The organism is Enterobacter sp. JBIWA008, from assembly GCF_019968765.1.
GTDB lineage: Bacteria > Pseudomonadota > Gammaproteobacteria > Enterobacterales > Enterobacteriaceae > Enterobacter.
Genome location: NZ_CP074149.1, coordinates 1,187,364 through 1,212,032 on the forward strand (window position 1 = coordinate 1,187,364; position 24,669 = coordinate 1,212,032).

The 24,669-nt window shown below is 55.8% G+C and carries 28 protein-coding genes and 1 pseudogene; 9 read left to right on the forward strand and 20 right to left on the reverse strand.

Going from position 1 to position 24,669, the window contains the following annotated elements; translation table 11 throughout:
• Window positions 1-7: 7 nt before the first annotated feature.
• The 5 genes from KGP24_RS05775 to KGP24_RS05795 all read right to left on the reverse strand — a co-directional run bounded on the left by KGP24_RS05775 (window position 8) and on the right by KGP24_RS05795 (window position 2,448).
• Window positions 8-1,006 (reverse strand): Dam family site-specific DNA-(adenine-N6)-methyltransferase, encoded by a 999-nt coding sequence (locus KGP24_RS05775; RefSeq protein WP_223562655.1) that lies wholly within the window; start codon window positions 1,004-1,006, stop codon window positions 8-10.
• Between the two features lies 1 nt (window position 1,007).
• Window positions 1,008-1,220: a hypothetical protein gene (locus KGP24_RS05780; protein WP_084832535.1), complete on the reverse strand. Its 213-nt coding sequence runs from the start codon at window positions 1,218-1,220 to the stop codon at window positions 1,008-1,010.
• A gap of 84 nt (window positions 1,221-1,304) precedes the next feature.
• Window positions 1,305-1,535, reverse strand: coding sequence for a phage filamentation protein Fil family protein (locus KGP24_RS05785; protein ID WP_181541409.1), 231 nt, complete (start codon window positions 1,533-1,535; stop codon window positions 1,305-1,307).
• Window positions 1,536-1,710: 175 nt separating this feature from the next.
• The gene (locus KGP24_RS05790; RefSeq protein WP_223562656.1) at window positions 1,711-1,971 is read right to left on the reverse strand and encodes a DUF4761 family protein; all 261 of its coding nucleotides are present in this window, start codon (window positions 1,969-1,971) and stop codon (window positions 1,711-1,713) included.
• A 12-nt stretch (window positions 1,972-1,983) separates the two neighbouring features.
• Window positions 1,984-2,448 carry a hypothetical protein gene (locus KGP24_RS05795; protein WP_223562657.1) on the reverse strand — a complete coding sequence of 155 codons (465 nt, stop codon included), beginning with the start codon at window positions 2,446-2,448 and terminating at the stop codon, window positions 1,984-1,986.
• Window positions 2,449-2,570: 122 nt separating this feature from the next.
• On the opposite strand from KGP24_RS05795, the gene KGP24_RS05800 reads away from it, so the two are divergent.
• The 3 genes from KGP24_RS05800 (at window position 2,571) to cueR (ending at window position 4,459) form a co-directional block, all read left to right on the forward strand.
• Complete coding sequence (locus tag KGP24_RS05800) at window positions 2,571-2,870, forward strand: helix-turn-helix transcriptional regulator (RefSeq protein ID WP_045346978.1); 300 nt, start codon at window positions 2,571-2,573, stop codon at window positions 2,868-2,870.
• A 69-nt stretch (window positions 2,871-2,939) separates the two neighbouring features.
• Window positions 2,940-3,962: a tyrosine-type recombinase/integrase gene (locus KGP24_RS05805; RefSeq protein ID WP_223562658.1), complete on the forward strand. Its 1,023-nt coding sequence runs from the start codon at window positions 2,940-2,942 to the stop codon at window positions 3,960-3,962.
• A gap of 86 nt (window positions 3,963-4,048) precedes the next feature.
• A complete protein-coding gene (cueR, locus tag KGP24_RS05810; RefSeq protein ID WP_223562659.1) occupies window positions 4,049-4,459 on the forward strand; it encodes a Cu(I)-responsive transcriptional regulator in 411 nt (136 codons plus the stop codon).
• Here the strand turns inward: cueR and KGP24_RS05815 are convergent.
• The 3 genes from KGP24_RS05815 to KGP24_RS05825 are packed head-to-tail and all read right to left on the reverse strand — an operon-like array spanning window position 4,456 to window position 6,714.
• A complete protein-coding gene (locus KGP24_RS05815; protein ID WP_223562660.1) occupies window positions 4,456-4,908 on the reverse strand; it encodes an NfeD family protein in 453 nt (150 codons plus the stop codon). The genes cueR and KGP24_RS05815 overlap by 4 nt on opposite strands.
• Window positions 4,905-5,819, reverse strand: a complete 915-nt coding sequence (locus KGP24_RS05820) for an SPFH domain-containing protein (RefSeq protein ID WP_024906863.1) — start codon at window positions 5,817-5,819, stop codon at window positions 4,905-4,907. The genes KGP24_RS05815 and KGP24_RS05820 overlap by 4 nt, the downstream gene beginning before the upstream one ends.
• Before the next feature lie 43 nt (window positions 5,820-5,862).
• A complete protein-coding gene (locus tag KGP24_RS05825; protein WP_223562661.1) occupies window positions 5,863-6,714 on the reverse strand; it encodes a hypothetical protein in 852 nt (283 codons plus the stop codon).
• Between the two features lie 143 nt (window positions 6,715-6,857).
• On the opposite strand from KGP24_RS05825, the gene fetA reads away from it, so the two are divergent.
• Window positions 6,858-7,529 carry an iron ABC transporter ATP-binding protein FetA gene (gene fetA / locus KGP24_RS05830; protein ID WP_223562662.1) on the forward strand — a complete coding sequence of 224 codons (672 nt, stop codon included), beginning with the start codon at window positions 6,858-6,860 and terminating at the stop codon, window positions 7,527-7,529.
• A complete protein-coding gene (gene fetB, locus KGP24_RS05835; RefSeq protein WP_194399740.1) occupies window positions 7,522-8,304 on the forward strand; it encodes an iron export ABC transporter permease subunit FetB in 783 nt (260 codons plus the stop codon). The genes fetA and fetB overlap by 8 nt, the downstream gene beginning before the upstream one ends.
• Window positions 8,305-8,355: 51 nt before the next feature.
• On the opposite strand, the gene KGP24_RS05840 is transcribed toward fetB, so the two are convergent.
• Genes KGP24_RS05840 through tesA form a run of 3 tightly spaced genes read right to left on the reverse strand, consistent with a single transcriptional unit; the run spans window position 8,356 to window position 10,691 of the window.
• A complete protein-coding gene (locus KGP24_RS05840; protein WP_023293125.1) occupies window positions 8,356-9,210 on the reverse strand; it encodes a co-chaperone YbbN in 855 nt (284 codons plus the stop codon).
• Window positions 9,211-9,268: 58 nt separating this feature from the next.
• Entirely contained in the window at window positions 9,269-10,039 is a 771-nt protein-coding gene (locus KGP24_RS05845; RefSeq protein ID WP_223562663.1) for an SDR family oxidoreductase, read from the reverse strand.
• A gap of 28 nt (window positions 10,040-10,067) precedes the next feature.
• Window positions 10,068-10,691 (reverse strand): multifunctional acyl-CoA thioesterase I/protease I/lysophospholipase L1, encoded by a 624-nt coding sequence (gene tesA, locus KGP24_RS05850; protein ID WP_032661743.1) that lies wholly within the window; start codon window positions 10,689-10,691, stop codon window positions 10,068-10,070.
• Here tesA and ybbA point away from each other — a divergent pair.
• From ybbA to KGP24_RS05865, 3 genes are all read left to right on the forward strand, one after another.
• The gene (gene ybbA, locus KGP24_RS05855) at window positions 10,662-11,348 is read left to right on the forward strand and encodes a putative ABC transporter ATP-binding protein YbbA (RefSeq protein ID WP_023617272.1); all 687 of its coding nucleotides are present in this window, start codon (window positions 10,662-10,664) and stop codon (window positions 11,346-11,348) included. The genes tesA and ybbA overlap by 30 nt on opposite strands.
• Window positions 11,345-13,759 (forward strand): putative ABC transporter permease subunit YbbP, encoded by a 2,415-nt coding sequence (gene ybbP / locus KGP24_RS05860; protein WP_223562664.1) that lies wholly within the window; start codon window positions 11,345-11,347, stop codon window positions 13,757-13,759. The genes ybbA and ybbP overlap by 4 nt, the downstream gene beginning before the upstream one ends.
• Window positions 13,760-13,942: 183 nt before the next feature.
• A complete protein-coding gene (locus KGP24_RS05865; RefSeq protein ID WP_023310628.1) occupies window positions 13,943-15,088 on the forward strand; it encodes a porin in 1,146 nt (381 codons plus the stop codon).
• 124 nt (window positions 15,089-15,212) lie between these two features.
• Here the strand turns inward: KGP24_RS05865 and mnmH are convergent, their stop codons facing one another.
• The 6 genes from mnmH to ppiB all read right to left on the reverse strand — a co-directional run bounded on the left by mnmH (window position 15,213) and on the right by ppiB (window position 19,680).
• On the reverse strand, window positions 15,213-16,283 hold the full coding sequence (gene mnmH, locus KGP24_RS05870) for a tRNA 2-selenouridine(34) synthase MnmH (protein ID WP_223562665.1): 1,071 nt from the start codon (window positions 16,281-16,283) through the stop codon (window positions 15,213-15,215).
• An 84-nt stretch (window positions 16,284-16,367) separates the two neighbouring features.
• Complete coding sequence (gene purK, locus KGP24_RS05875; RefSeq protein WP_032661448.1) at window positions 16,368-17,435, reverse strand: 5-(carboxyamino)imidazole ribonucleotide synthase; 1,068 nt, start codon at window positions 17,433-17,435, stop codon at window positions 16,368-16,370.
• A complete protein-coding gene (gene purE, locus KGP24_RS05880) occupies window positions 17,432-17,941 on the reverse strand; it encodes a 5-(carboxyamino)imidazole ribonucleotide mutase (protein ID WP_023310631.1) in 510 nt (169 codons plus the stop codon). The genes purK and purE overlap by 4 nt, the downstream gene beginning before the upstream one ends.
• Before the next feature lie 171 nt (window positions 17,942-18,112).
• A complete protein-coding gene (locus KGP24_RS05885; protein WP_023336837.1) occupies window positions 18,113-18,322 on the reverse strand; it encodes a YdgH/BhsA/McbA-like domain containing protein in 210 nt (69 codons plus the stop codon).
• Between the two features lie 137 nt (window positions 18,323-18,459).
• Window positions 18,460-19,182: a UDP-2,3-diacylglucosamine diphosphatase gene (lpxH, locus tag KGP24_RS05890; RefSeq protein ID WP_223562666.1), complete on the reverse strand. Its 723-nt coding sequence runs from the start codon at window positions 19,180-19,182 to the stop codon at window positions 18,460-18,462.
• 3 nt (window positions 19,183-19,185) lie between these two features.
• Window positions 19,186-19,680 (reverse strand): peptidylprolyl isomerase B, encoded by a 495-nt coding sequence (ppiB, locus tag KGP24_RS05895; RefSeq protein WP_010428247.1) that lies wholly within the window; start codon window positions 19,678-19,680, stop codon window positions 19,186-19,188.
• Window positions 19,681-19,854: 174 nt separating this feature from the next.
• On the opposite strand from ppiB, the gene cysS reads away from it, so the two are divergent.
• The gene (gene cysS / locus KGP24_RS05900; protein WP_023334763.1) at window positions 19,855-21,240 is read left to right on the forward strand and encodes a cysteine--tRNA ligase; all 1,386 of its coding nucleotides are present in this window, start codon (window positions 19,855-19,857) and stop codon (window positions 21,238-21,240) included.
• Window positions 21,241-21,292: 52 nt separating this feature from the next.
• On the opposite strand, the pseudogene KGP24_RS05905 reads toward cysS, so the two are convergent.
• The 3 genes and pseudogenes from KGP24_RS05905 to KGP24_RS05915 all read right to left on the reverse strand — a co-directional run bounded on the left by KGP24_RS05905 (window position 21,293) and on the right by KGP24_RS05915 (window position 24,496).
• Window positions 21,293-21,820, reverse strand: a pseudogene (locus KGP24_RS05905) (metal-dependent hydrolase).
• 73 nt (window positions 21,821-21,893) lie between these two features.
• Entirely contained in the window at window positions 21,894-22,910 is a 1,017-nt protein-coding gene (gene malI, locus KGP24_RS05910; protein ID WP_223562667.1) for a Mal regulon transcriptional regulator MalI, read from the reverse strand.
• Between the two features lie 86 nt (window positions 22,911-22,996).
• The gene (locus tag KGP24_RS05915) at window positions 22,997-24,496 is read right to left on the reverse strand and encodes a PTS transporter subunit EIIC (RefSeq protein WP_223562668.1); all 1,500 of its coding nucleotides are present in this window, start codon (window positions 24,494-24,496) and stop codon (window positions 22,997-22,999) included.
• Between the last annotated feature and the right edge of the window lie 173 nt (window positions 24,497-24,669).

Consider the following 24,669-nt stretch of genomic DNA (forward strand, 5'->3'; position numbering starts at 1 on the left):
GGGCGTCTCACAGTGGAATCGGGTTTTCTTCTGATTCCCAATAGCCGGGGAGCACATCGCTATCGGATTCATCTCCACATCCGGCTGAATACCCAGCGCATGGCCCGCAGTCCGGGCAATGACCACCACCATAACGCCCGCAGCAGTCGCAGACAGGCAGCACGCCGATCACTTCTTTGGCCTTCTGGCGGTTGTCCTTGTCAGTGCTGACGGAACGTTGCACGCTGATTTCGTGCATCTTGAATGGCTGATAAATCGCGCGGGTGGCTTCGGTGTCGCTGTTGGAAATGACGACCTTCACGCCATGCTTACGGTTAACTTCCAGCAGTGCCTTGACTAACTGGCGGTGGTTGTCTTCCTTGAATGGTTCGGTGTGGTACTGGGTGAAATCCGCTGTTTTGCTCTCAGGCAGGTAAGGCGGATCGCAGTACACGAGAACATCGCCACTCGTGACGACTTGTAGAGAACGCTGGAACGGCGCGCAAAGAAATATTGCCTTTGTATCGTTGGCCTTTTCGGCAAACAGGCGGATTTCATTTTCAGGAAAGTAGACGCTCTTATACTTGCCAAACGGCACGTTAAAGCCGGTCTTCCGGCTGTATCGACATAAGCCGTTATAACCGTGGCGATTCAAATACAGGAATTGAGCAGCGCGCATAATGCACGCCATTTCAGCGCCATAACGCAACCCACCGCTTTTTACCATACCCACCTGCTTATTGAACGCGGCGCGGACTTCGTTGTATCCCTGCGGGCTGTTCTTACTGTTGAACAGTTCGCGGGCCGCATCGATCACTAAGTCCGGGTAACGGGTGACTTCCCGATACAGGTTAATAAGATCCGGGTTGATATCAGCCAGCACATATCGGCGGTATTCAGTCGCCAGAAATACCGATGCGCCGCCTACGAACGGTTCGATCAGGCAGTCGGCTTTAGGAAGATGCGGCAGCAGGTCAGGGAGGACACGGGTTTTACCCCCTGCCCATTTGATGAACGGGCGGATCATTTTATAGGACTCCGTAATGGGAAGCTGGAATAGAAGGGCGCTGCAATTCTTCAATGCAATGCTGGCGCAGATTGCTTATAAAATTGGTTGCTACTGACCCACTGGCTGAAAGGGTTAACTCACCATCACGGCGGGTTTTGATGGTTAATCCTTCATTTTCGATAGCAGGTAAAAGAACATGCAAAATGAAGCTATATTGATCACGTCTGGTCATAATCTCTTCCTCAAAAAAGAATGAGTTAAACCGCCGCCACTTAATAAAGGGGCGGAGAAAACAGAGTCGATTTTTTAAACAGAATTACTTAATTAGCGTTTTAAATAATTCAGCCAGTGTAAACAGGAAGCCTTTATTTATTTTTTGGGTATAAATAAACGGTTTATTTTTACCTTTGATAAATTGAACCTTCGCCGGTTCGGGCTTAAAAAATCTTCCGTCCGGCGTTTCCAGCCAGCCGCGTGAGTTCTTGAAGTGCGTGACCTGACAACCGTGCTTTAAGAGGCTGGCAAGTGATGGGGCGTTATCGTTCATATCGTGTACCTGCTACAGTTGTCTACGTGCTTTTAGTTCAACTTCTTCACGGCGGGCTTTATATTCAGAAAGCGCCTTAATTCTTTTCTGCTTAGTGTTTTCTATTCGCTGCCTGATTAGGAATTGAGTTAGGTACAAAACAAGCACAGCAAAAATAGAAAGACCGATAATCATTTCAACCCTCATGATTTCTTCCACTATTCAGCCGTTCAATTGTTCGCATTGCTTCAGATAAGGCAAAGTCACGGCCAAAATAATTATCAACATTGCCGTTATCATCCCGCTTATTAATCAGATATGAATTACTTCTGTTAAAAGCATTGCGCGGTGATTTACGGATAGTGAAGCCGTTAAAGACATAAACGTTTTTGCTTACCTGAACCAAACCCGGAATGCTCCCAGCATCTGACCCATGTTGTGAATAGCGCTTTTTCATGTCTGCTTTTCCCTATGCCCGGCCATGCGAAAGTGTATTGCGGCTATTACGCTTCAACACATTGTGTTTGTTTCCGGTGGTGCGTCGATAAGTGGCTTTGTCGTGCATCAGTCTGTCGATGTAATGCCTTTCTTCTGGGGTGATCAGAGCGCGGCAATGTGCAACAGCATCCCAATATTCTTGCAGCATGACGAAACGTTTTGGACGCTTTGAACCTGGCATACCTTCGCGATGAACTGGAAGCTGCGCGCGATCCATCAGGTTGCGAACTGATTTTAGTGTGCGGCCAGTCAGATAAGCGAATTCTGCCGGCGTGACGAAAATCTGCTTTTGCAGTTCTTCGGTATTCATATCCCGGATGCTTTCAGCCTGCGCGGTGGTCATTTTGCACGTGCGAGCAACGCGGGCATTGTCTAACGGGAATTGGCGTAAATGTTGAGATCCCGAAGTTAAATTGATTTCTCGTGATTCTGTCATTTGTTAGACTCCTAAGTTAACCATTTATGAGGCTTACTAAGTTCATTTATGGCTTGTATGACATTGTCTCGACTTGAGCTAAATGTCTCGTATGTAGGTAACTATATGGAGAACTCGTAATAGTGTCAATTTCCCAAGGCGAAAAACTAGCCCTGATCCGTGACTCTGAAAGGCTAACAAAACAACAACTTGTTGATTTAGTTGGGCTTAACTACACGACTTATCACGGATATGAACGCAATAAATCCAAAATGACTTTAGAGGCAGCTGTAAAAATCTTCGGACATCCCAGATTCAACAAATATCAAGACTGGTTCATGTACGATCGGATCGACCCAAGTCGGGGCCAGATCGCACCGGCTCTCGCACACTATGGGCACGAAACAACTCAATCAGACCACTCTGGGAAACAGATTGGTTAACTTTATATAAACATTACATTTTCACTATTTGTTACCAGGATAGTGAATTCACCATTGGAGGGCTTCACTATGTCAGTTAAGAAGCTCGAAGATGGACGCTACGAAGTTGATGTAAGGCCGCGCGGGCGCGATGGAAAACGCATTCGGCGGAAGTTTGATAGAAAGGCAGATGCCCACGCTTTTGAACGCAGTATCATTGCCAAATTTCAGAATCATGATTACCTGAACAAACCGGCAGATAAACGAAAACTAAGCGAGTTTATTGCGCTCTGGTGGCAGTTGATCGGACGAAACAAAAACTATGCAAATCGCAGATTGAGTGCGGTTAAATGTATTTGCCAAGATATGGGTGACCCTATGCTTTACCAGCTTGATGCACGATGCATTATTGATTACCGGGCATACCGGCTGGAGCAGGGGATCAAGGCTTCAACGATAAATCATGACCTTTTCGCCTTAAGTGGGATTTTCAAGTCAATGGCGGAGATCGACGAGTTCCACGGAGAAAACCCCGTGACGTCTGTTGCCGCGTTGAAAGAACCCAAAACCGAAATGTCATATCTCACTCAGACCGAAGTTGATCGGCTTTTGTCGTTATGTACGGGTGATTACTACCGCATAGCAATTTTGCTGTTGGCTACCGGTGCGAGGTGGGGGGAAGCATACAATCTGAAAGCGGAAAACATTGTCGGTAACAGAGTCATGTTTACCCTGACAAAAAACGGCGAAAGGCGCGTTGTTCCGATATCGGATGATATCGCCAGGATAATTAAACACAGGGAATCAGGGCGGCTTTTCCGAGTCAGTTACAAGACATTCCGTTTGAGGATGAAAGAAGCAAAACCCAACTTGCCAGATGGACAGGCGGCCCACGCTTTGCGGCATACGTTCGCAACGCACTTCATGATGAAGGGGGGCAACATCATTGCCTTACAGCGAATTTTGGGTCATGCGGATATTTCGCAAACGATGGTTTACGCACACTTTGCACCAGACTATTTACTGGACGCTGTGAGCTATAATCCTCTCAGTGGAATGTCCACATTGTGTCCACACTCTGGAGGCAAAGCGGGGGATTTGCGGGTTAGTTAAGTCTGTAAAATACTGATTCGGCGCAGTACCTTACGGGGCTGCGCCTGTCAGAATCCCACCATCAAGGGGAAGGTCAAGGGGGAAATGTGAATATCAGTGACGTGGCAAAAAAAACCGGCTTAACCAGCAAGGCAATCCGCTTTTATGAAGAGAAGGGGCTAGTAACGCCACCGCTGCGCAGTGAAAACGGCTATCGCAGCTACACGCAGCTGCATCTGGATGAACTGACGCTGCTGCGCCAGGCAAGACAGGTGGGGTTTAATCTGGAAGAGTGCGGCGAGCTGGTTAACCTGTTTAACGATCCGAAGCGTCACAGCGCCGACGTGAAAAAACGCACGCTGGAAAAAGTAGCCGAGATTGAACGCCACATCATCGAGCTGCAGTCGATGCGCGAACAGCTGCTACAGCTCGCGGAAACCTGTCCGGGGGATGACAGCGCCGACTGCCCGATTATCGATAACCTTGCCGGCTGCTGTCATCGTAAGGCCTCTGCTTAGCAGGCTTTCACCCGCAGGGTAATGCCTTCCACCGCGATGACCTCAACCCGCGTGCCGGCGCTGAGGTCGTCGTCGGCGACCACCGGCCACGAGCTGTCGCCCACGCGCATATGCCCGCGTCCATTCACCAGCGCGGCGTCGAGCGTAAAACGCTTGCCGACAATCTGCTGTCCGCGCTGGTTAAGGTGCGCGTCCAGCGGTTTCTGCTCCTTAACCCGCCGGTTTAGCCAGCGCCACCACAGCCACGCGGCCACCAGCGTGAGCACGGCGAACAGTGCGCCCTGCCACGTCCAGTCCAGGGGAAGGATCCAGACCAGAAGGCCAGTAATGACGGCGGCAACACCGCTCCAGAGCAGGTAGCCGTTGCCGCCCAGCATCTCCGCCGCCAGCAATAAGCCACCGAGGCTTAGCCAGAAGGCATGAGGATGTGCAACGATCAGCTCAATCATTTTTTACGCTCGTTTCCGCTGTCTTTGATCAGCTCGGCAATACCGGCGATAGAGCCCATCAGGCTGCTGGCGTCCAGCGGCATCATCACCACTTTGCTGTTGTTCGCGGAGCCGATCTGTTTTAGCGCGTCGGTATATTTTTGCGCGACAAAGTAGTTCACGGCCTGGATATCGCCGGCGGCAATCGCCTCTGACACCATCTGGGTGGCGCGGGCTTCCGCCTCGGCTGAACGTTCACGCGCTTCCGCCTGTAAGAATGCGGACTGACGATCGCCTTCCGCTTTCAGGATCTGCGACTGCTTTTCCCCTTCCGCTTTGAGGATCTCCGCCTGACGCACCCCTTCGGCTTCCAGAATGTAGGCGCGCTTGGTTCGCTCGGCCTTCATCTGGGCGTTCATGGAGGCGATCAGCTCCGCCGGCGGGCGCACGTCGCGGATCTCGATACGGGTGACCTTGATCCCCCACGGGTTCGTTGCCTCGTCGACAATGTGCAGCAGGCGGGTATTGATGCTGTCGCGCTGGGAAAGCATCTCGTCTAGCTCCATCGAGCCGAGCACGGTACGGATGTTGGTCATCGTCAGGTTGACGATCGCCAGCTCCAGGTTGCTGACCTCATAGGCCGCCTTCGGCGCATCAATCACCTGAATAAAGCAGACGGCGTCGATGGTGACGTTGGCGTTATCCTTGGAGATCACTTCCTGGGACGGAATGTCCAGAACCTGTTCCATCATGTTGATCTTGCGACCAATCCGGTCCATGAACGGAACAATCAGGCTTAAGCCCGGCTGGAGGGTGTTGGTATATCGACCGAAACGCTCAACGGTCCACTGATACCCTTGCGGGACAATTTTGACGCCTGCGCCCACGATAACCAGCGCAACGAAAATAAGGACAGGAACAACGATAAGCATAAAAACCTCCTGTTTTGCATGCTGTGACGAGAGATGTGTGTGTTTATTGCTCGTAAGTATAGGTAAAGTCAGAGATGAAGCCATCACCGGCTTCGGCAATGGCTTTGGATAATCCCTGGTAGTACTTCTCCAGCCCCAGCGCTTCGATACGCTGGATCTGTTCGCGGACAGGGGCGCAGAACAGAACGGCATTCCCCGCTTCTACGCGCTTGTTATTGGGGGGAAGGTCGCCCGCGATGGCTTTGAACCAGGTTCTGATGCCCTGCTTTAAATTATGCGGCGCTTTTGTCAGGTTATCCATGCCCGTCAGGACCTGCAGGGTGGGAAACTCATCGGCCAGCACGGCGGTTTTCATGCGTGCAAAGAACTGGCTGAACAATTCAAACGATCCCAGATCGGTCACGCGCGGTTTGGTCGTTTTACCGTTTTTATTGCCGATTTTCCCTGCGGCTGACGTTGCGGTCGGAACCGCATTCACCTTTTCCAGCTCCAGCCCGAATAACAAATTGCAGTGCGCGCGGCGCGCTTTCAGCGGGTAGGACATCAGCACGTCAATGAATTGGGTGGCCTTTACATCCGCAAGATCGTGGTTGATAAGCCACTGGGTACGAGAAAATTCAGCCGGAGAGACGAACCAGTCGGGTACCTCATTGAAACGTTTTGATTTTCCCTTGCCGTCAAATTCCAGAAAGTGTGTCCCGTTGTCGAAGGCGAAATAGCAATTTTTGAAACTGCCGATCGTGGTGTTCACGATGAGCGCCTTCTTAACAAAATCCACCACCTCTGCACCAATGACAAAACGCGTGAGTTCCGACGATTTGATGACTTCCATTAATGTTTCGACATCAGGAACACCAGGCTTCAGGGAAGGAAACTCATAAAAGATATGTGCCATGCTGCTTACTTCCTGTAGTGATGGTGGTGACAAATTACAAACAAAAAGTTTAACACTTGCTTTAGCGTGAGGCTATTCGCTCTGTGCAGGCGAAAGGATTATGCTACAGACGGTTATTACACGAAGCGGTTAACGGAAGCGTAATGAACGATAAAAAAAAGCTATTACATGTCAGGGATATCGGATTTCGTGTCGGGGAAAACATTATTCTTCAGCACGTCGGATTTAGCCTCTCGCCGGGCGAGTTTAAATTAATCACGGGACCGTCAGGCTGCGGTAAAAGCACGCTGCTGAAGATTGTGGCTTCCCTCCTCAGCCCGACGGAGGGAAACATTCTGTTTGAAGGACAGGATATCGCGACCCTGTCCCCGGAAAGCTACCGCCAGCAGGTCTCCTACTGCGTGCAGACCCCCGTGCTTTTTGGCGATACGGTCTATGACAACCTGATTTTCCCGTGGCAAATCCGTAATAAAACGCCGGAGCCGGAAAAATTTATCAGCGATCTCGCACGCTTTGGCCTGGCGCAGGAGACGTTGACCAAATCCATCACTGCGCTGTCGGGTGGAGAAAAGCAGCGCGTCTCGCTGATCCGCAACCTGCAGTTTTTACCGAAGGTGTTGCTGCTCGACGAAATCACCAGCGCGCTCGATGACGCCAACAAGCGCAACGTTAACGAGATTATTCATCGCTACGCCCGGGAGCAGAACATTGCCGTGCTGTGGGTGACGCACGACGCTAACGAAATTACCCATGCGGATGACGTGATTACGCTTCAGCCGCACGGCGGGAAAATGCAGGAGGCTAACCGTGGGTGAGCATAACATTACCAATGAATCCCTGGCGTTTTCGATGGTGCTGGTGCTGATTGCGATTGTGGTCAGCTACCGGGAAAAGCTGGGGCTGGAAAAAGATATTGTGTGGAGTATCTGCCGCGCGGTGATTCAGCTCATCATCGTCGGCTATGTGCTGAAGTATATATTCAACGTCAACCACGCGATGCTTACGCTGCTGATGGTGCTCTTTATCTGCTTTAACGCAGCGTGGAATGCGAAAAAACGCAGTAAATACATTGATAAAGCGTTTATCTCGTCGTTTATCGCCATTACCACCGGGACGGCGCTCACGCTGGCGGTGCTGGTGCTCTCCGGCTCGATTGCGTTTACGCCGATGCAGGTTATCCCCATCTCCGGGATGATTGCGGGGAACGCCATGGTGGCCGTTGGGCTGTGTTATAACAATCTCGGCCAGCGTTTCAGCAGTGAACAGCAGCAGCTACAGGAGAAATTAAGCCTGGGAGCGACGCCTAAAGTGGCCTCGGCGCGGCTGATCCGTGAGAGCATTCGCTCATCGCTGATCCCCACGGTAGATTCAGCCAAAACGGTGGGGCTGGTGAGCCTGCCGGGCATGATGTCGGGGCTGATTTTTGCAGGTATCGATCCGGTTAAAGCGATTAAGTATCAGATCATGGTGACGTTCATGCTGCTTTCCACGGCAAGCCTGTCAACCATCATTGCCTGCTACCTGACCTATCGGAAGTTCTACAACGCGCGCCACCAGCTGGTGGTGACGCAGTTGAAAAAGACGGGGTAATATCGGTTTGTGTAGGCCCGGTAAGGCGAAGCCGCCACCGGGCTTTTTTTATCAGTACAGCAGCGCATACAGCTGACGACGATACTTCGACGCCAGCGCGTCTCCGGTGCCCAGCGCGGCCAGAATTTCCTGGAACATCTTACGCGCCTGACCGTCTGCGGCTGCCAGGTCTTTTTGCAGGTGGCTGAACAGCAGCTCCAGCGCCTCTTCGTTACGCCCCACCTGATGAAGCTGCAGCGCCAGCTGGCTTGCCAGCGCGGCATCGGCCGGGTTGTCGGCAACCTGCTGCTGAAGCTGCTGAATTTCCGGGGTGTCCGCCGCCTGTTTCAGCAGCTCAATTTGTGCGACCAGCCCCTGATAGCGGGTGTCCTGATCCTGCAGAGGAACCGTCTTGAGTACGGCTTCCGCGTCTTCTGAGCGGTGCAGGGCGATCTGCGTCTCCGCCAGCAGCAGGCCAATCTGGCTGTTCTGTTTTGACAGCTGCCACGCCTCTTTGAGCAGCGGCAGCGCCTCGTCGTATTTGCCTTCCTGCATCAGCGCCATGCCTTCCTGCGCTTTCAGCTCTTCTTCGCGCGGCAGCACCTTATCCAGCAGGGCGCGGATAGCCTCTTCCGGCTGCGGCCCCTGGAAGCCATCAACGGGCTGGCCGTTCTGGAACAGATAGACGGTTGGGATGGCGCGCAGACCAAACTGGGACGCGACCATTGGCTCGGCGTCACAGTCCAGCTTTGCGAGAATGAACTGACCGTTGTACTGGGCGGCAAGGCTTTCCAGCACCGGCGTCAGCTGCAGACAGTGTTGGCTGCGTTCAGACCAGAAGTAGAACAGGACCGGTTTGGTCATCGACTGTTCAAGGGTCTGTTGCAGGTTTGCTTCAGTGATATTGACGATATTCTGTACGGACATGCGGCTTTCTCTTTTGTCGGTTTGTTCTTTACATGGGGATGAGCGTCGTTGCTTCAACTCAGCCGTGCAAAATTTTGTCCATCATCCGGCCCGGCAGCAGGCGTTTTAACCAGCCTACGGCATGGGTGACCAGCGTCACCGGGTAGCGCATTTTGGGATGTTCACTCTCAAAAGCATGGCGCACTTTGGCCACCACCGCCTCTGGCCCGAGGGTAAAACGTGCGGCGATGCCGGGGTTCTCCACCGGTTTATCCGCCTGCGTCTGGTTCACGTTTTGGGTAAAGCGGGTGCGGATCGGGCCGGGTTCAATCAGGCTGACCTTGATGCCGCTGTGGCGTAGCTCCATGCGCAGGGCGTCGGACCAGGCCTCCAGCGCATATTTGCTGGCGGCGTAGGCGCCGCGGCCCGGAGTGGAAATCAGCCCCATCACCGACGATGTCATTACGATGCGCCCTTCGCCGTGCGGCAGCATAGCGGGGAGCAGACGCATGGTGAGCTGATGCACGCCGAAGAAGTTGGTCGAAAACTGCTTCTCCAGCGTTTCACGGGAGAGCGTATCCAGCGGGCCATACACGCCGTAACCGGCATTGTTAAAGAGCCCGTAGAGACGATTGTCGGTCAGCGCGATCGCTTCATCAGCGGCGCGCTCAATGCTCTCCGGCGAGTCCATGTCCAGCAACACGCCGGTAAAGCCTAGTCCGTTCATGCGTTCGACATCGTCGGGTTTGCGACAGGCAGCCAGGACCCGAAACCCCCGGCGCTTCAGTTCGAGCGCGCTTTCCAGGCCAATTCCACTGGAACATCCTGTAATTAAGACCGATTTTTGCATAACTTTACCTGTCAGGATCTCCGCTTAATCAGGAGTCATGTTTAACTAAAGGAGCCAGCCGCGTTGCCATCCAGTCGGCAATAAACGGCTGAGCATCGCGATTGGGGTGGATCCCGTCGTCTTGCATCCACTGGGGTTTGAGATAGACCTCTTCCATGAAAAATGGCAGCAGCGGAATATCAAACTCTTTGGCAAGCTTAGGGTAGATCGCGCTAAAGGCTTCATTATACCGACGACCGTAGTTAGCGGGCAGGCGAATTTGCATCAGCAGCGGCTGGGCGTTTGCCGCCTTGATATCCTGCAAAATGGTGCGCAGCGTTTGCTCGGTTTGCTGAGGCTGAAAACCGCGCAATCCATCGTTACCGCCAAGCTCCACCAGCACCCAGCGCGGCTGATGCTGTTTGAGCAGCGCAGGCAGGCGCGACAGGCCCTGCTGCGAGGTATCGCCGCTGATGCTGGCGTTGATTACCGACGTCTTGCTCTGCCATTTGTCGTTAAGCAGAGCGGGCCAGGCCGCGCTGGCCGCCATGCGATAGCCAGCGCTCAGGCTGTCGCCGAGAACCAGTAACGTGTCCGCTGCCGCCGCGCGGAAGGTCATCAGAATCAAAAACAGGAAGGGCAAATGCCAGCGGAAAACAGTGTTGAAGTTCATCATCTTAAGAAGTCCGTCGGTCAGGGGGAACACGAGCTTTCCATCCTTACTGGAGTTGAACTCGTTGTCAAACGCGCTGAAACCATCGCGCTGATTGGCGAATCCGGCTCCGGCAAGTCCACGCTGCTGGCGATTTTGGCCGGTCTGGACGACGGCAGCAGCGGTGAGGTCCACCTTGTCGGGCAGCCGCTGCATCAGCTTGATGAAGAGGCGAGGGCCGCGCTGCGCGCGCGTCACGTAGGTTTTGTCTTTCAGTCCTTTATGCTGATCCCGACCCTGAACGCGCTGGAAAACGTCGAGCTCCCGGCGCTGTTGCGCGGTGAAAATAGCCGTGAAAGCCGCGCGCACGCGAAGGCGCTGCTGGAACAGCTCGGTCTGGGCAAGCGTCTCGACCATCTTCCCGCACAGCTTTCCGGCGGCGAACAGCAGCGCGTGGCGCTGGCGCGGGCGTTTAACGGCCGTCCCGAAGTACTGTTTGCCGATGAGCCCACCGGTAACCTCGACCGTAAAACCGGAGACCGGATTGCTGACCTGCTGTTTTCGCTTAACCGCGAGCACGGCACCACGCTGATCCTCGTGACCCACGATCCGCAGCTCGCCGCCCGCTGCGACCGCCGCCTGCGGCTGGTGAACGGTATTCTTCAGGAGGAGGCATGATTACCCGCTGGTTCTGGCGCGAGTGGCGCTCGCCCTCGCTGCTGATTGTCTGGCTGGCGCTAAGCCTGGCGGTGGCCTGCGTGCTGGCGCTAGGGAGCGTCAGCGACCGCATGGAAAAAGGGCTTAGCCAGCAGAGCCGGGAGTTTATGGCGGGGGACAGGGCGCTGCAAAGCTCCCGCCCGGTGCCGTTGGGCTGGATTGAAGAGGCGCGCAAAGAAGGGCTGAAGGTGGGGGAGCAGCTCACCTTCCAGACTATGACCTTTGCGGGCGACACGCCTCAGCTGGCAAGCGTTAAAGCCGTCGATGATATCTACCCGATGTACGGCGAACTGCAGACCAACCCGCCTGGGCTGAAGCCAAAGCCCGGCACGGTGCTGCTGGCATCACGTCTGATGGCGCTTCTGAACCTGAAACCCGGCGATAGCATCGACGTCGGCGACGCCACCCTCAAGATTGCCGGGGAAGTGGTGCAGGAGCCCGATTCCGGCTTTAACCCCTTCCAGCTCGCGCCGCGCCTGCTGATGAACACCGCGGATGTCGCGGCAACCCATGCGGTACAGCCGGGCAGCCGCGTCACCTGGCGCTATAAGTTTGGCGGCACGCCTGCCCAGCTGGATGCGTACGAAAAATGGCTTCTGCCGCAGCTCAAACCGGAACACCGCTGGTACGGGCTGGAGCAGGACGAAGGGGCGCTCGGTAAATCTCTTGAACGTTCTCAGCAGTTCCTGCTGCTGTCGGCACTGTTGACCCTGCTGCTGGCGGTGGCGGCGGTTGCCGTGGCGATGGGGCATTACTGCCGCAGCCGTTACGATCTGGTGGCGATCCTCAAAACCCTGGGGGCGGGCAGGGCGCAGCTGCGCAAGCTGATCGTCGGCCAGTGGCTGATGCTGCTGGTACTGTCCGCGCTGACCGGCGGAATAATGGGGCTGCTGTTTGAAAAACTGCTGATGGTGATGCTGAAGCCGGTGCTCCCGGCCGCATTGCCGCCGGCCAGCCTCTGGCCGTGGCTGTGGGCGATGGGCGCAATGACGGTGATTTCGCTGCTGGTGGGGCTCCGACCTTACCGCCTGCTGCTCGCCACGCAGCCGCTGCGCGTGCTTCGCAACGATGTGGTGGCGAACGTCTGGCCGCTGAAGTTCTACCTTCCGGTGATTATTGTCGTAGCGGTGGGGCTGCTGGCCTGGCTGATGGGGGGCAGCACGCTGCTGTGGGCGGTACTGGCCGGGGCGGTTGTGCTGGCGCTGCTGTGCGGCGTGCTGGGCTGGATATTGCTCAACGTCCTGAAGCGGCTAACGGTAAAATCGCTGCCCGTGCGCCTGGCGGTCAACCGCCTGCTGCATCAGCCGTGGTCAACGCTCAGCCAGCTGTCGGCGTTTTCGCTGTCGTTTATGCTGCTGGCGCTGCTGTTAGTGCTGCGCGGCGATCTGCTCGATCGCTGGCAGCAGCAGCTTCCGCCTGAAAGCCCGAACTATTTCCTGATCAACATTGCCCCTGAGCAGGTTACGCCGCTGAAGGGCTTCCTGTCGGAGCATCACATTATCCCCGAGTCGTTCTATCCCATCGTGCGTGCGCGTCTGACGCAGATCAACGGTCAGCCAACGGAGGGGAACAAGGACGAGTCGCTTAACCGCGAGCTGAACCTGACCTGGCAGGAGAAACGCCCTGACCATAACCCGATAACCGCCGGCACCTGGCCGCCGAAAGCGGGTGAGGTGTCGATGGAGGAGGGGCTGGCGACGCGGCTGAACGTGAAGCTCGGGGACCGCGTCACCTTTACCGGGGATACCCAGGACTTCAGCGCCAAAGTGACCAGCCTGCGTAAAGTGGACTGGGAAAGCCTGCGGCCCAACTTCTTCTTTATCTTCCCGCCGGGGGCGCTGGACGGACAGCCGCAGAGCTGGCTGACCAGCTTCCGCTGGGAAAACGGCAACGGCATGCTGACCCAGCTTAACCGGGAGTTTCCGACGGTCAGCCTGCTGGATATTGGGGCGATCCTGAAGCAGGTGGGGCAGGTGCTGGAGCAGGTGAGCCGCGCGCTGGAGGTCATGGTGGTGCTGGTAACCCTCTGCGGCGTGCTGTTGCTGCTGGCCCAGGTGCAGGTGGGCATGCGCCAGCGCTATCAGGAGCTGGTGGTCTACCGCACGCTGGGGGCCGGAAAGCGGCTGCTGCGGATGACGCTCTGGAGCGAGTTTGCGCTGCTGGGGCTGGTGGCCGGTCTGGTGGCGGCCATTGGCGCAGAGACGGCGCTGGCGATGCTGCAGACAAAGGTCTTTGACTTCCCGTGGGAGCCTGACTGGCGCCTCTGGTTGATCCTGCCTCTCAGCGGCGCGGTGCTGCTTTCTCTCTGCGGAGGCTGGCTCGGCACGCGGCTGTTAAAGGGCAAAGCCCTGTTCCGTCAGTTTGCGAGTTGATTTAGAACGGTGATAGTTGCGCACCGGGTTTTAATTCCGGTGCGCAGTGTTTAAATAGCACAAAGTGATAATACCCACTCATTTAGTAGCACAAAACATTAAAAACCCGACCACACGGCCCGATTATTTCCAGTTAATATTCACCCGCTAAATATTTAGCAGCGTGTCTATTAAGGAAAAATAATGACTATAAAAAAATCAGCGCTGGCGGCAACGATCGGCGCGGCAGTGGCATTGACTACCTTCGCTTCTCAGGCGGAAATCACCGTTCTTAAGCAGGATCCTCAGGCGGGTAATCCGCTGAGCCGCCTGAACTTTACCGTTGGCGGCAGTATTCGTCCTCAGTTCCAGAACATGACCGGCGACGACGGTAAAAACAGCTACAAGCGTAACGGCTTTGACGGCGGCACCCGTTTCCGTTTCGCAGCAGATTACTACCTGTTTGATGACATCAGCTGGATCAGCTACTACGAGCTGGGTGTCAATATTCCTGCGCAGTTCAACTGGGATCACCACTACGCCGACGGCGCACACGACACCACGCGTCGTATGCTCTACACCGGTCTGAAGAGCGACACCTGGGGTACGCTGACCTTCGGTCAACAGAACAGCGTTTACTATGATGTGGTGGGCGCGAAAACCGATATCTGGGACTACGACATGATCGGTCAGGCTCCGGGTAACGGTATCAACGGCGATTACGACGGTTCTTACCGTTCACGCCAGATGCTGAAATATAAGAAAACCGTGGGTGATGCCGATATTTATGCATCCTACCTGTTTGAAGACAGCGAATACCTGCCGGGCAACGGCCTGCGCTACAAGCGTAAAGGCGGCGGCTCGCTGGGTCTGGATTACCACCTGACCACCGACCTGACCTGGGGCGCGGCGTGGAACTACACCCGCGCGGACATGCGTAACCCGGACAACGGCGACAGCAAAACCTACGACCAGAACATCCTCGGTACCGCGCTGAGCTGGACCCCGGACAACTGGACCTTCTCCGCTGGCGGCGGCTGGTATCAGAACTTCCTGACCACCAAAAAAGTGTCTGTTAACGACTACTTTGCGGGTGACGCGTGGGGTATTGAATACTTCGCAGGGTACAAATTCCCAATCGGCCAGTACGCGGTTAAATCCATCCAGCCTTACTTCATGGGCGACCGCATTGAGTACGTGAACGGCCGTAACTACCAGCGCATCGACAACGGCGTTGGTATCAGCTTCCAGTTGGACTACGGTTTCCGCGTGGATTACGAACACGTGTTCACCTCCAGCACCGACAACCTGGGCGACATGAACCTGGTGCGTCTGCGTTACGACTTCTAAGTCGTCTTGTTGGGTGCGGTCTGATGCCCTCACCCTGACCCTCTCCCACGAGGAGAGGGAATAAACATTAAAACGGCAACTCCGGTTGCCGTTTTGCTTTTACCTCGCCACCCGGCCTTGTTTTTCAGCGATCAAGCCACTCGGCAACGTCTTCAAACGTCCCGCGATAGACGATCTTCTCCGCTTTCTTCTCCAGCTGATAGCCGTACATCGGGTCGTAATAGTCGTTCAGGAGCGGTACAAGCCAGCTGAAGTGCGCGTCCGTGCTACCGGAGCGTTGCTGTTCCAGCAGCGCGGAATCTAACAGCGCGGTGAATTCTGCATACCGCTGCAGCCCCAGACGGCGGCGAATGGCGAACAGGCCGTGATGCAGGTACTCGCTGTATTCCTTCCAGCCTGCTTCCTCGCCGTAGGCGGCAGAAAAATCCGCCCACATATGGTCGAAATACTCTTCGCGCAGGCGTTCAAGACGAATTTCAAACGGGTCTTCGACGACAGCGATAGGGGCTTCAGCCATGCGGTCGCGCAGGCACTCCGGCAGGTGGTTGGAGCCAATCATCCGGCCCTCGTCCTCCAGCACCCAGCGCGCGGCGTCTTTTTTCAGCAGCTCAACCGCAAGGTGATTTTCAAAGCTTGCCTGGGAAAGCTGCGGCGTCAGCGTGCGGCCAAACGACGAACCGCGATGGTGCGCCAGCCCTTCCAGATCGATTCCCTGCGCGTGCTGCTTCACCAGCAGGGTTTTACCGTTCCCGGTACAGCCGCCAATAAGCACCATCGGCTTTTGTGACTGCTCGATGGTCACCTGAATTGCCGTCTGGCGCAGGGCCTTATAGCCGCCGCGGATCAGCGGGTAGTCGACGCCCGCCTCTTTCAGCCAGGCCTGGGAGATATGCGAGCGCTGGCCGCCGCGCGCGCAGCAGAGAAAGCCCTCAGGATGGGCAAGGCTGGCTTCCCGCCAGGCGTTGATGCGTGCCTCACGCGTCTCGCCGTTCACCAGCTGATGGCCGAGCGCCATCGCGGCCTCGGGGCCCTGGCGTTTATAGCAGGTACCAACGGCGGCACGTTCGTTGTCATTCATTAAAGGCAGGTTGATCGCCGCAGGCATCGCGCCCTGGGCAAATTCGATCGGCGCGCGAACGTCGATTAAAGGGGTATCAGACGCGAGGATCGCGCGATAGTCCGTTCCATCGTTCATGGTTATTCCAGAAGAAAACTCAGCAGCAATGGGCGGGGATTGTACGCCGGGGAAGGGGAAGGTCAACTCCCCGGCGCGGATGTCTTACTTGAGCTTTGACTGCGCCCAGACAATACCGCTCGCATATTCCGGCGGCAGGAGAGGGATCATCGCTTCCAGGGTGGCGCTCAGGCGGCCCGTGTCGCTGTCGTTCAGGTTCAGGTGACCGACCTTACGACCCGCGCGAACCTCTTTGTCATACCAGTGCAGATGCACCAGCGGCAGCTTCAGCCAGTCGTAGTTCAGATCGGTGCCGATCAGGTTGATCATCACCGACGGGCTGTTCACCACCGGCTGCGGCAGCGGCAGGTCGGTAATTGCGCGCAGGTGCAGCTCGAACTGGCTGATGGATGCGCCGTTTTGCGTCCAGTGGCCGCTGTTGTGCACGCGCGGCGCGAGTTCGTTGATCAGCAGGCCGGACGGGGTGATAAAGCACTCCATCGCCATGACGCCCACATAGCCCAGTTCGTGCATGATGGCAGAGAGCATATCTTCCGCCTGCGCCTGCTGGTCAGCATTGGCATGCGGGAAGGCGACGCTGGTGCGCAGAATGCCGTCCTGATGCAGGTTATGCGTCAGCGGATAAAAGACGGTATGCCCGTCGTGCCCGCGCGCGCCAACCAGCGACACTTCACCGCTGAAGTTAATGCCTTGCTCAACGATGCACTCGCCGTAGCAGTCGTCCGGCAGTTCTGCCGTTTCATCTGCACGCAGGCGCCACTGGCCGCGGCCATCGTAGCCGCCCACGCGGCGCTTTACGATTGCCAGCTCGCCCAGCATCGCGAAAACGTCATTCCACTCGCTTTTATCGGACAGGAGCTGCCACGGCGCGGTCGGCAGACCGAGCTTGTCGAACAGCTGCTTTTGCGTCAGGCGGTCGGCGATGATCGGGAATACGTCGCGGTTAACGAAGGCGTTATGACGCGCCAGCTCGCGCGTCAGGGCCGTCTCCGGCCAGCGTTCGATCTCAGCGGTGATCACGCTCTGGTGGAACGGTACGGCTTCAGGTTCAGCATCCAGCCCCACGGGCCAGACGGCAATACCCAGCGGCTCACCGGCCTGACGCAGCATGCGGCCTAGCTGGCCGTTACCGAGGACGCAAACCTGCTTCATGCCGCACCCCGCGGGTCCGGATTGTCCAGCACTTCGTCGGTCTGGGCTTTACGCCACTCCGCCAGACGCTGATGCAATGCTTTATCGTGCGTCGCGAGAATTTGCGCCGCCAGCAGGGCGGCGTTCGCCGCACCCGCTTTACCAATCGCCAGCGTGCCGACAGGAATACCGCGCGGCATCTGGACGATGGAGTAGAGGCTATCCACACCGCTTAACGCGGCGCTTTGTACCGGGACGCCCAGTACCGGCACCAGGGTTTTGGCGGCAATCATGCCCGGCAGGTGTGCTGCGCCGCCCGCACCGGCAACGATCACCTCATAACCGTTCTCTTCGGCGCTTTCGGCGAAGCTGAACAGTTTGTCCGGTGTACGGTGCGCGGAGACCACTTCAACGTGGTGCGGAACATTCAGGATTTCAAAGATTTCGGCGGCGAACTGCATGGTAGCCCAGTCGCTTTTGGACCCCATCACGATGGCGACACGCGCCGGATTATTGCGGGAAGACATGCGTCTTAAAACTCCTGTGGTGCGAAACACACTGCTTTCGAGGGCACAGAGAATAGCATGTTATACGGGCAAGGAAAACGGTTGCGCGGTTAAATCTTGAGCCGTTGTTGCCATCCGTTCATAACAAAACAGACCGCGTTCTGGCGGTCTGTTTTCGTTGTTTGCCAATCATTATTTAGTCAGTTCGGCTGTCATGTGTACGCGGTTGTTGAACTGCGCACTGGTAATTTTGTAAGAGGCACCCTGTTCAGCGGCCTGCGCGGCGATTTTCGCTTCTGCGCGGTCAAGGGTAGAGGCGGTTGCGCTCACGCTCTGCGCGAAAGAACCGAAAGAAACCAGGGAAAGAGCGGCAACTGCAACGAAAGTTTTGATGGATTTCATGGTCGTATTCCTCAAGTATTTTATCTGGGATAGGGCGTGTTGCCCTGATGTGATAAATAATAGGTCGACCACGAGCTGATTAAAATCGAAACAATTTGCCGATGTTATTCAAAAAAATAGAATGATGGCGTGAGGGGTTAAAACGAAAACGCGATCAGCTCCACGCCCTCTGGCGTGACTTTGACCATGGAGCCTTCTGAGTGCCATGCACCCAACACCACGCGATGGGCCTGTTCGCCGTTGGCGATAAGGGAATGGACGTCAGGACGATGGGTATGGCCGTGGATCAACCACTGAACGCCATGCTTTTCCATCACGCTCACCACCGCCTGCGGGTTAACGTCCATGATGGTCATGGATTTGCTGCTGTTGGCGGCTTTACTGCCCGCGCGCATTCTGGCGGCGATGCGGTTGCGGATAAACAGCGGCAGGGCAAGGAACACCTTTTGGATCCACGGGGTGTGGACTTTAGCGCGAAACGCCAGGTAGCCGGTATCGTCGGTGCAGAGCGTGTCGCCGTGCATGATCAGGCCCCTGCGGCCATAGAGATCGAGCACCTTTTCTTCCGGCAGCAGCGTCATGCCGCTTTCGCGGGCGTAGCGCTTGCCGATCAGGAAATCGCGGTTGCCGTGAATGAAGTAGCAGGGGACGCCGGAATCCACGAGCGCGTGAATGGCGGCTGCCATTTCACGGTGCAGCGGGTTAGGGTCGTCGTCGCCAATCCAGGCTTCAAACAGGTCGCCCAGGATGTACAGCGCATCGGCGCTTTTCGCTTCACCGCGTAAAAAACGCAGAAAACCGGCGGTTATCGCCGGTTCTTCTGTTTGCAGATGCAGATCCGCAATAAAGAGTGTCGCCACGAATTACTCGCTGACGGTCACGCTTGTAATCACAACGTCTTCTTTAGGAACGTCCTGGTGCATACCGCTGCGACCGGTAGAGACGGCTTTGATCTTGTCAACCACGTCCATACCTTCAACCACTTCTGCGAATACGCAGTAGCCCCAACCCTGCAGGCTTTCGCCGGAGAAGTTCAGGAAGTCGTTGTCCGCTACGTTGATGAAGAACTGCGCGGTGGCAGAGTGAGGCGCCTGAGTACGGGCCATTGCCAGCGTACCGCGGGTGTTTTTCAGACCGTTGTTCGCTTCGTTTTTGATCGCTTCTTTGGTCTCTTTCTGGTTCATGCCAGGTTCGAAACCGCCGCCCTGGATCATAAAGCCGTTGATCACGCGGTGGAAAATGGTGTTGTTGTAGAAACCTTCGCGGCAGTAGTCCAGGAAGTTTTTAACTGTTTCAGGCGCTTTGTCATCAAAGGTTTTGATTACGATATCGCCATGATTAGTGTGGAAAGTAACCATTTTTGCATCCTGTTCCGTTATTGTGGTACGTCGACCCGCGTTCGGGTCATCTATAGGGGCTTGTTATAGCATAACCACAGGATGCGATCACCTTGCATTGTGTGCTGCTTCGGGTTTGAATTACGGGTAGAATAGCCGGTTTTCAACCACACACGTGTTTACATGGAATCTTCGATGTTAAAAATCTTTAATACAATGACGCGCCAAAAAGAGGAATTTAAACCTATCCATGCCGGGGAAGTTGGCATGTACGTGTGTGGTATTACGGTTTACGATCTCTGTCACATTGGCCATGGCCGTACCTTTGTCGCTTTTGACGTGGTGTCACGCTACCTGCGTTTCCTGGGCTATACCCTGAAATACGTGCGTAATATCACCGACATCGATGACAAAATCATCAAGCGCGCTAATGAAAACGGCGAAAGCTTCGTTGCACTGGTCGATCGCATGATCGTCGAAATGCACAAAGATTTCGACGCCCTGAATATTCAGCGCCCGGACAGCGAGCCGCGAGCGACCCACCATATTCACGAAATCATCGAGATCACGGAAAAGCTGATCGCACGCGGTCACGCCTACGTTGCGGACAACGGTGACGTGATGTTCTCGGTGCCGACGGACCCAACCTACGGTTCGCTTTCCCGTCAGGATCTGGACCAGCTTCAGGCCGGTGCACGCGTCGACGTGGTCGACGTGAAGCGTAACCCGATGGACTTCGTGCTGTGGAAAATGTCGAAAGAGGGTGAACCAAGTTGGCCATCCCCGTGGGGCGAAGGCCGTCCGGGCTGGCACATTGAATGTTCCGCGATGAACTGCAAACAGCTGGGCAAACACTTCGACATTCACGGCGGTGGTTCGGATCTGATGTTCCCGCACCACGAAAACGAAATCGCGCAGTCCACCTGCGCCCATGGCGGCGAGTACGTGAACTACTGGATGCACTCCGGAATGGTAATGGTTGATCGCGAGAAGATGTCTAAATCGCTGGGTAACTTCTTCACCGTGCGCGACGTGCTGAAGTATTACGACGCGGAAACCGTGCGCTACTTCCTGATGTCCGGCCACTATCGCAGCCAGCTGAACTACAGCGAAGAGAACCTGAAGCAGGCGCGCTCGGCGCTGGAGCGTCTATACACCGCGCTGCGCGGTACCGACAGGTCTGTTCCTGCTGCAGGCGGCGAAGCGTTTGAAGCACGCTTTGTTGAGGTGATGAACGACGACTTCAACACCCCGGAAGCCTACTCCGTGCTGTTCGACATGGCGCGCGAAGTGAACCGCCTGAAGTCAGAAGATATGGCCGCGGCGAATGCGCTGGCGTCCCATCTGCGTAAGCTTTCCTCCGTGCTCGGCCTGCTGGAGCAGGATCCGGACGTGTTCCTGCAGAGCGGTGCGCAGGCGGACGACGGTGAAGTGGCGGAAATTGAAGCGTTGATCAAAGCGCGTCTGGAAGCGCGTCAGGCAAAAGACTGGGCGGCGGCAGATGCGGCGCGTAACCGTCTGACCGAGATGGGCATCATTCTGGAAGATGGCCCGCAGGGCACCACCTGGCGCCGTAAGTAATTTTCCCCTCACCCTAACCCTCTCCCCGTGGGAGAGGGCCGGGGTGAGGGCATCAGCGCGCAAGTTTCCTCCACCACAGCAACCCCATCAGCACGACTCCCGGCAGCCACACCCACAGCAGTTCTGAAACGATCACCTGATGCCCGTACGGCGTGGTATAGCGCGACAGCGCAAACGGCGCGACCTTAATGACCTGCCACGGCGCAAAGAAGCGTTCATCTGACCACGGCCACAGCCAGCCGACACCTTTCCCGCCCGTGGTAATCGAATCCAGCAGGCTGTGCGACAGCAATGACACCGTTAAAAACAGCCAGCACCGCGTCAGGCTGGTCCTGAACCATCGTCGGCCAATCAGCACGCAAAGTATCGGCACCACAAAGGCGAACAGCAGGGAGTGGGTAAAGCCGCGGTGGCCGAAAACATTGCCGTACGCGACGCCGAACTTGAACGCCAGCACGTCGGCATCCGGCAGCATGGCGAGGACAATCCCGGCAAACAGCAGGCGGGGAGGAATAACTTTGGTTCACAGGCCTAAGCCCAGGCAAAGCGGAACAGCAGCGTGCGTAATAACGGTAGGCATTGCTATTATCCATGGCAAATCATGGAAATATAGCAGCAATCCCGCGCCGGCAGACCTGTTTTAAATTCTGATTTTACGCCGACTCGCGCGCGATAAGCTGCCCGGAAAGCGTAATGCGCTGGGTTTGCAGCGTCGGCTCCTTCAGCGTGCGAATAATCAGCCCGGCCGCCTGACGCCCCGTCTCTTCGCTGGCGGACGACACGTAGGTAAAGGACGGCGAGGTGAGGTTAACGTGGAGCATATCTTCGAAACCGACCAGCGCGACCTGCTGCGTCAGAAACACATCTTTGCCCACCGTTCGTCCTACCTGATGAATACCGGAGATGGAGCCGATCATGGCATCCGGCGAGTGGCAGAGCAGGGCGGTGATGGTGTTGTTTTTTTCCAGCAGCTGGCGGGTCGCGAAACCCGCGGCCAGGGTGTCATCGCTGCAGGCCGGAGAGTATTCATCGCGCCAGACCAGCCCGTTCTGCGTCATCGCGCTGCGAAAACCGAGCAGGCGCTGTTCGCGGATAAGACATCCTTCACGTCCGCCAATGTAGGCGATATTGCGATGGCCGCGCTCGATAAGATAACGCACCGCCAGATTTGCCGCCTGACGGTTGTCGCGCATCACCAGATTGCATTTTTCATCCAACAGCGACTGAGAGACCACAACCAGCGGCAACGGGCAGCGGCGAATGTGTTCCGGTAGGGTAGAGGTGCGGGTATCCGAAGCCAGATAGATAACCCCGGCGACGCCCTGCTGCTTAAACGACAGCAGGCAGCGCTCAAGATGGTCATGGTCGTTCTGGGGCTGGCCGAGAAAAACCATATACCCCTGTTTTTCAAGATCCTGGACGATGCTCGCCATCACCTTGATGGAGAAACTGTCGCTAAAGTCACGGAGGATCAGGCCAATCAGGTTGGACGTATTGGCGCGGAGGTTGGCAGCGGCGACGTTATGAACATAGCCCAGCGTATTGATGGCAGCGTTGACCTTCTCGATCGTTGCCTCTGAGATTTTCCCTTTCTGGCGCAAAACCAGCGAGACGGTTGAGACCGACACGCCCGCGTGCTTTGCGACATCAATAATGCTGACTTTCTTCAAAACCGCTCCCTGAAATTCACCGATTATCAGTCAGATACGACAATGCGTCTCCCAGACTACAGGAGACGCGTCGTTCAGGCATCTTATTATTTGCCGACCATAGTGGACATGCTCTGGGCAATAAACTGTGCTCTGGCACCGAATATCACCTGAATACCGTTGTCGCCGACAAACACCACGCCGCGCGCGCCGAGTCCGTTCAGGCCATCTTTATCGACCGCCTCGCTTTTTGCCACTTCCAGGCGCAGACGGGTGATACAGGCGCCGACGGAGTCGATGTTATGCGCCCCGCCCAGCAGGGTGATGATCTCGGTCGCGAGTTCTGAATCAGACTTATCATCCGCGTTAGCGGTCACCTCAGTACGGCCAGGCGTCTTCACGTCGAAGCGACGGATCACGAAGCGGAACGTGAAGTAATAAATCAGGCCCATTGGGATACCGATAATAATCGCATTCAGGAAGTTGGTCTTGTAGCCGTTAAAGGACGGCAGGATCCCGAATGACAGATAGTCGATAAAGCCTGCGGAGAACGACTTGGCGATATGCGCATGCAGCAGATACATGGTCATGTACGCCAGGCCCGCCATGATGGCGTTAAAGACGTACAGGATCGGCGCCACGAAGATAAAGGTAAACTCGACCGGCTCGGTGATCCCCGTGAGGAAGCAGGTCAGCGCCGCGGAGAACAGAATACCGGCCGCGATTTTCTTATTCTTCGTATGGGCTTCGTGATACATCGCCAGGCACGCGGCGGGCAGCGCGAACAGCATCAGCGGGAATTCGCCCTGCATGAACTTACCGGCGTTCTGGTAGGTGTCGCTGCTGAAGGACTTCACCCCTTCTTCCAGCATTTTGAACCAGATGGTCTGGTCGCCGTGGATCACCTGGCCTGCCTGGGTAGTGTAATCCCCGAACGAATACCAGAAGGACGGATACCAGATGTGGTGCAGGCCAAGCGGGATCAGCGCACGCTCCACCAGTCCGAAGATAAAGGTCGACGCCGCCTGATTATCGCCGTTCACCACCACGGAGAGCGCGTCGATACCGGCCTGAATATGCTGCCAGACGTACGGCAGCAGCAGCCCCATCAGGAACGACAGAAACGCCGTTGCAATGGCCACGAAGCGCTTGCCGGAGAAGAAGCCCAGGAACTCCGGCAGCTGCATGGTGTGGAAGCGGTTATAGCACCAGGCCGCGAGGATACCGCAGATCAGGCCGCCGAAGACGCCCATCTGCAGCGTCGGGATGCCGACCACCATGGCGTATTTCCCGCCCTGAGAGGCCATTTCCGGCGTGATGCTCAGCACGGTGCTGATGGTGATATTGGTGACAAACACCGATACCGCCGCAGACAGCGCCGCGATGCCGGATTCTGAAGCCAGACCCACGGCGGAGCCAATGGCAAACAGCATCGGCAGGTTATCAAAAATAACCCCGCCCGCGTTCATCATCAGCGGCAGATGGAACTTATCGCCGAAGGCCAGCAGAAGGCCCGCAGCGGGAAGCAGTGAAATTGGCAGCATTAAGGCGCGACCAATCATCGATAACTTAGACAGCGATTTAACAAACCCTGATATCAGACTCATGCTGATTTCCCCCGAGTAGCGCTTTATTGGCGCTGTTATTGTAAGTAGAACGTTTTAGTAGAACGTTCTACTTATCGTGGGCAAAGAGTGAAAAACGCGCAACTGAATTTTCACTTTTCAACAGATGAAATAGTGATTATTTGAAGTGGATCGATAAATAACCGCGATGGGGG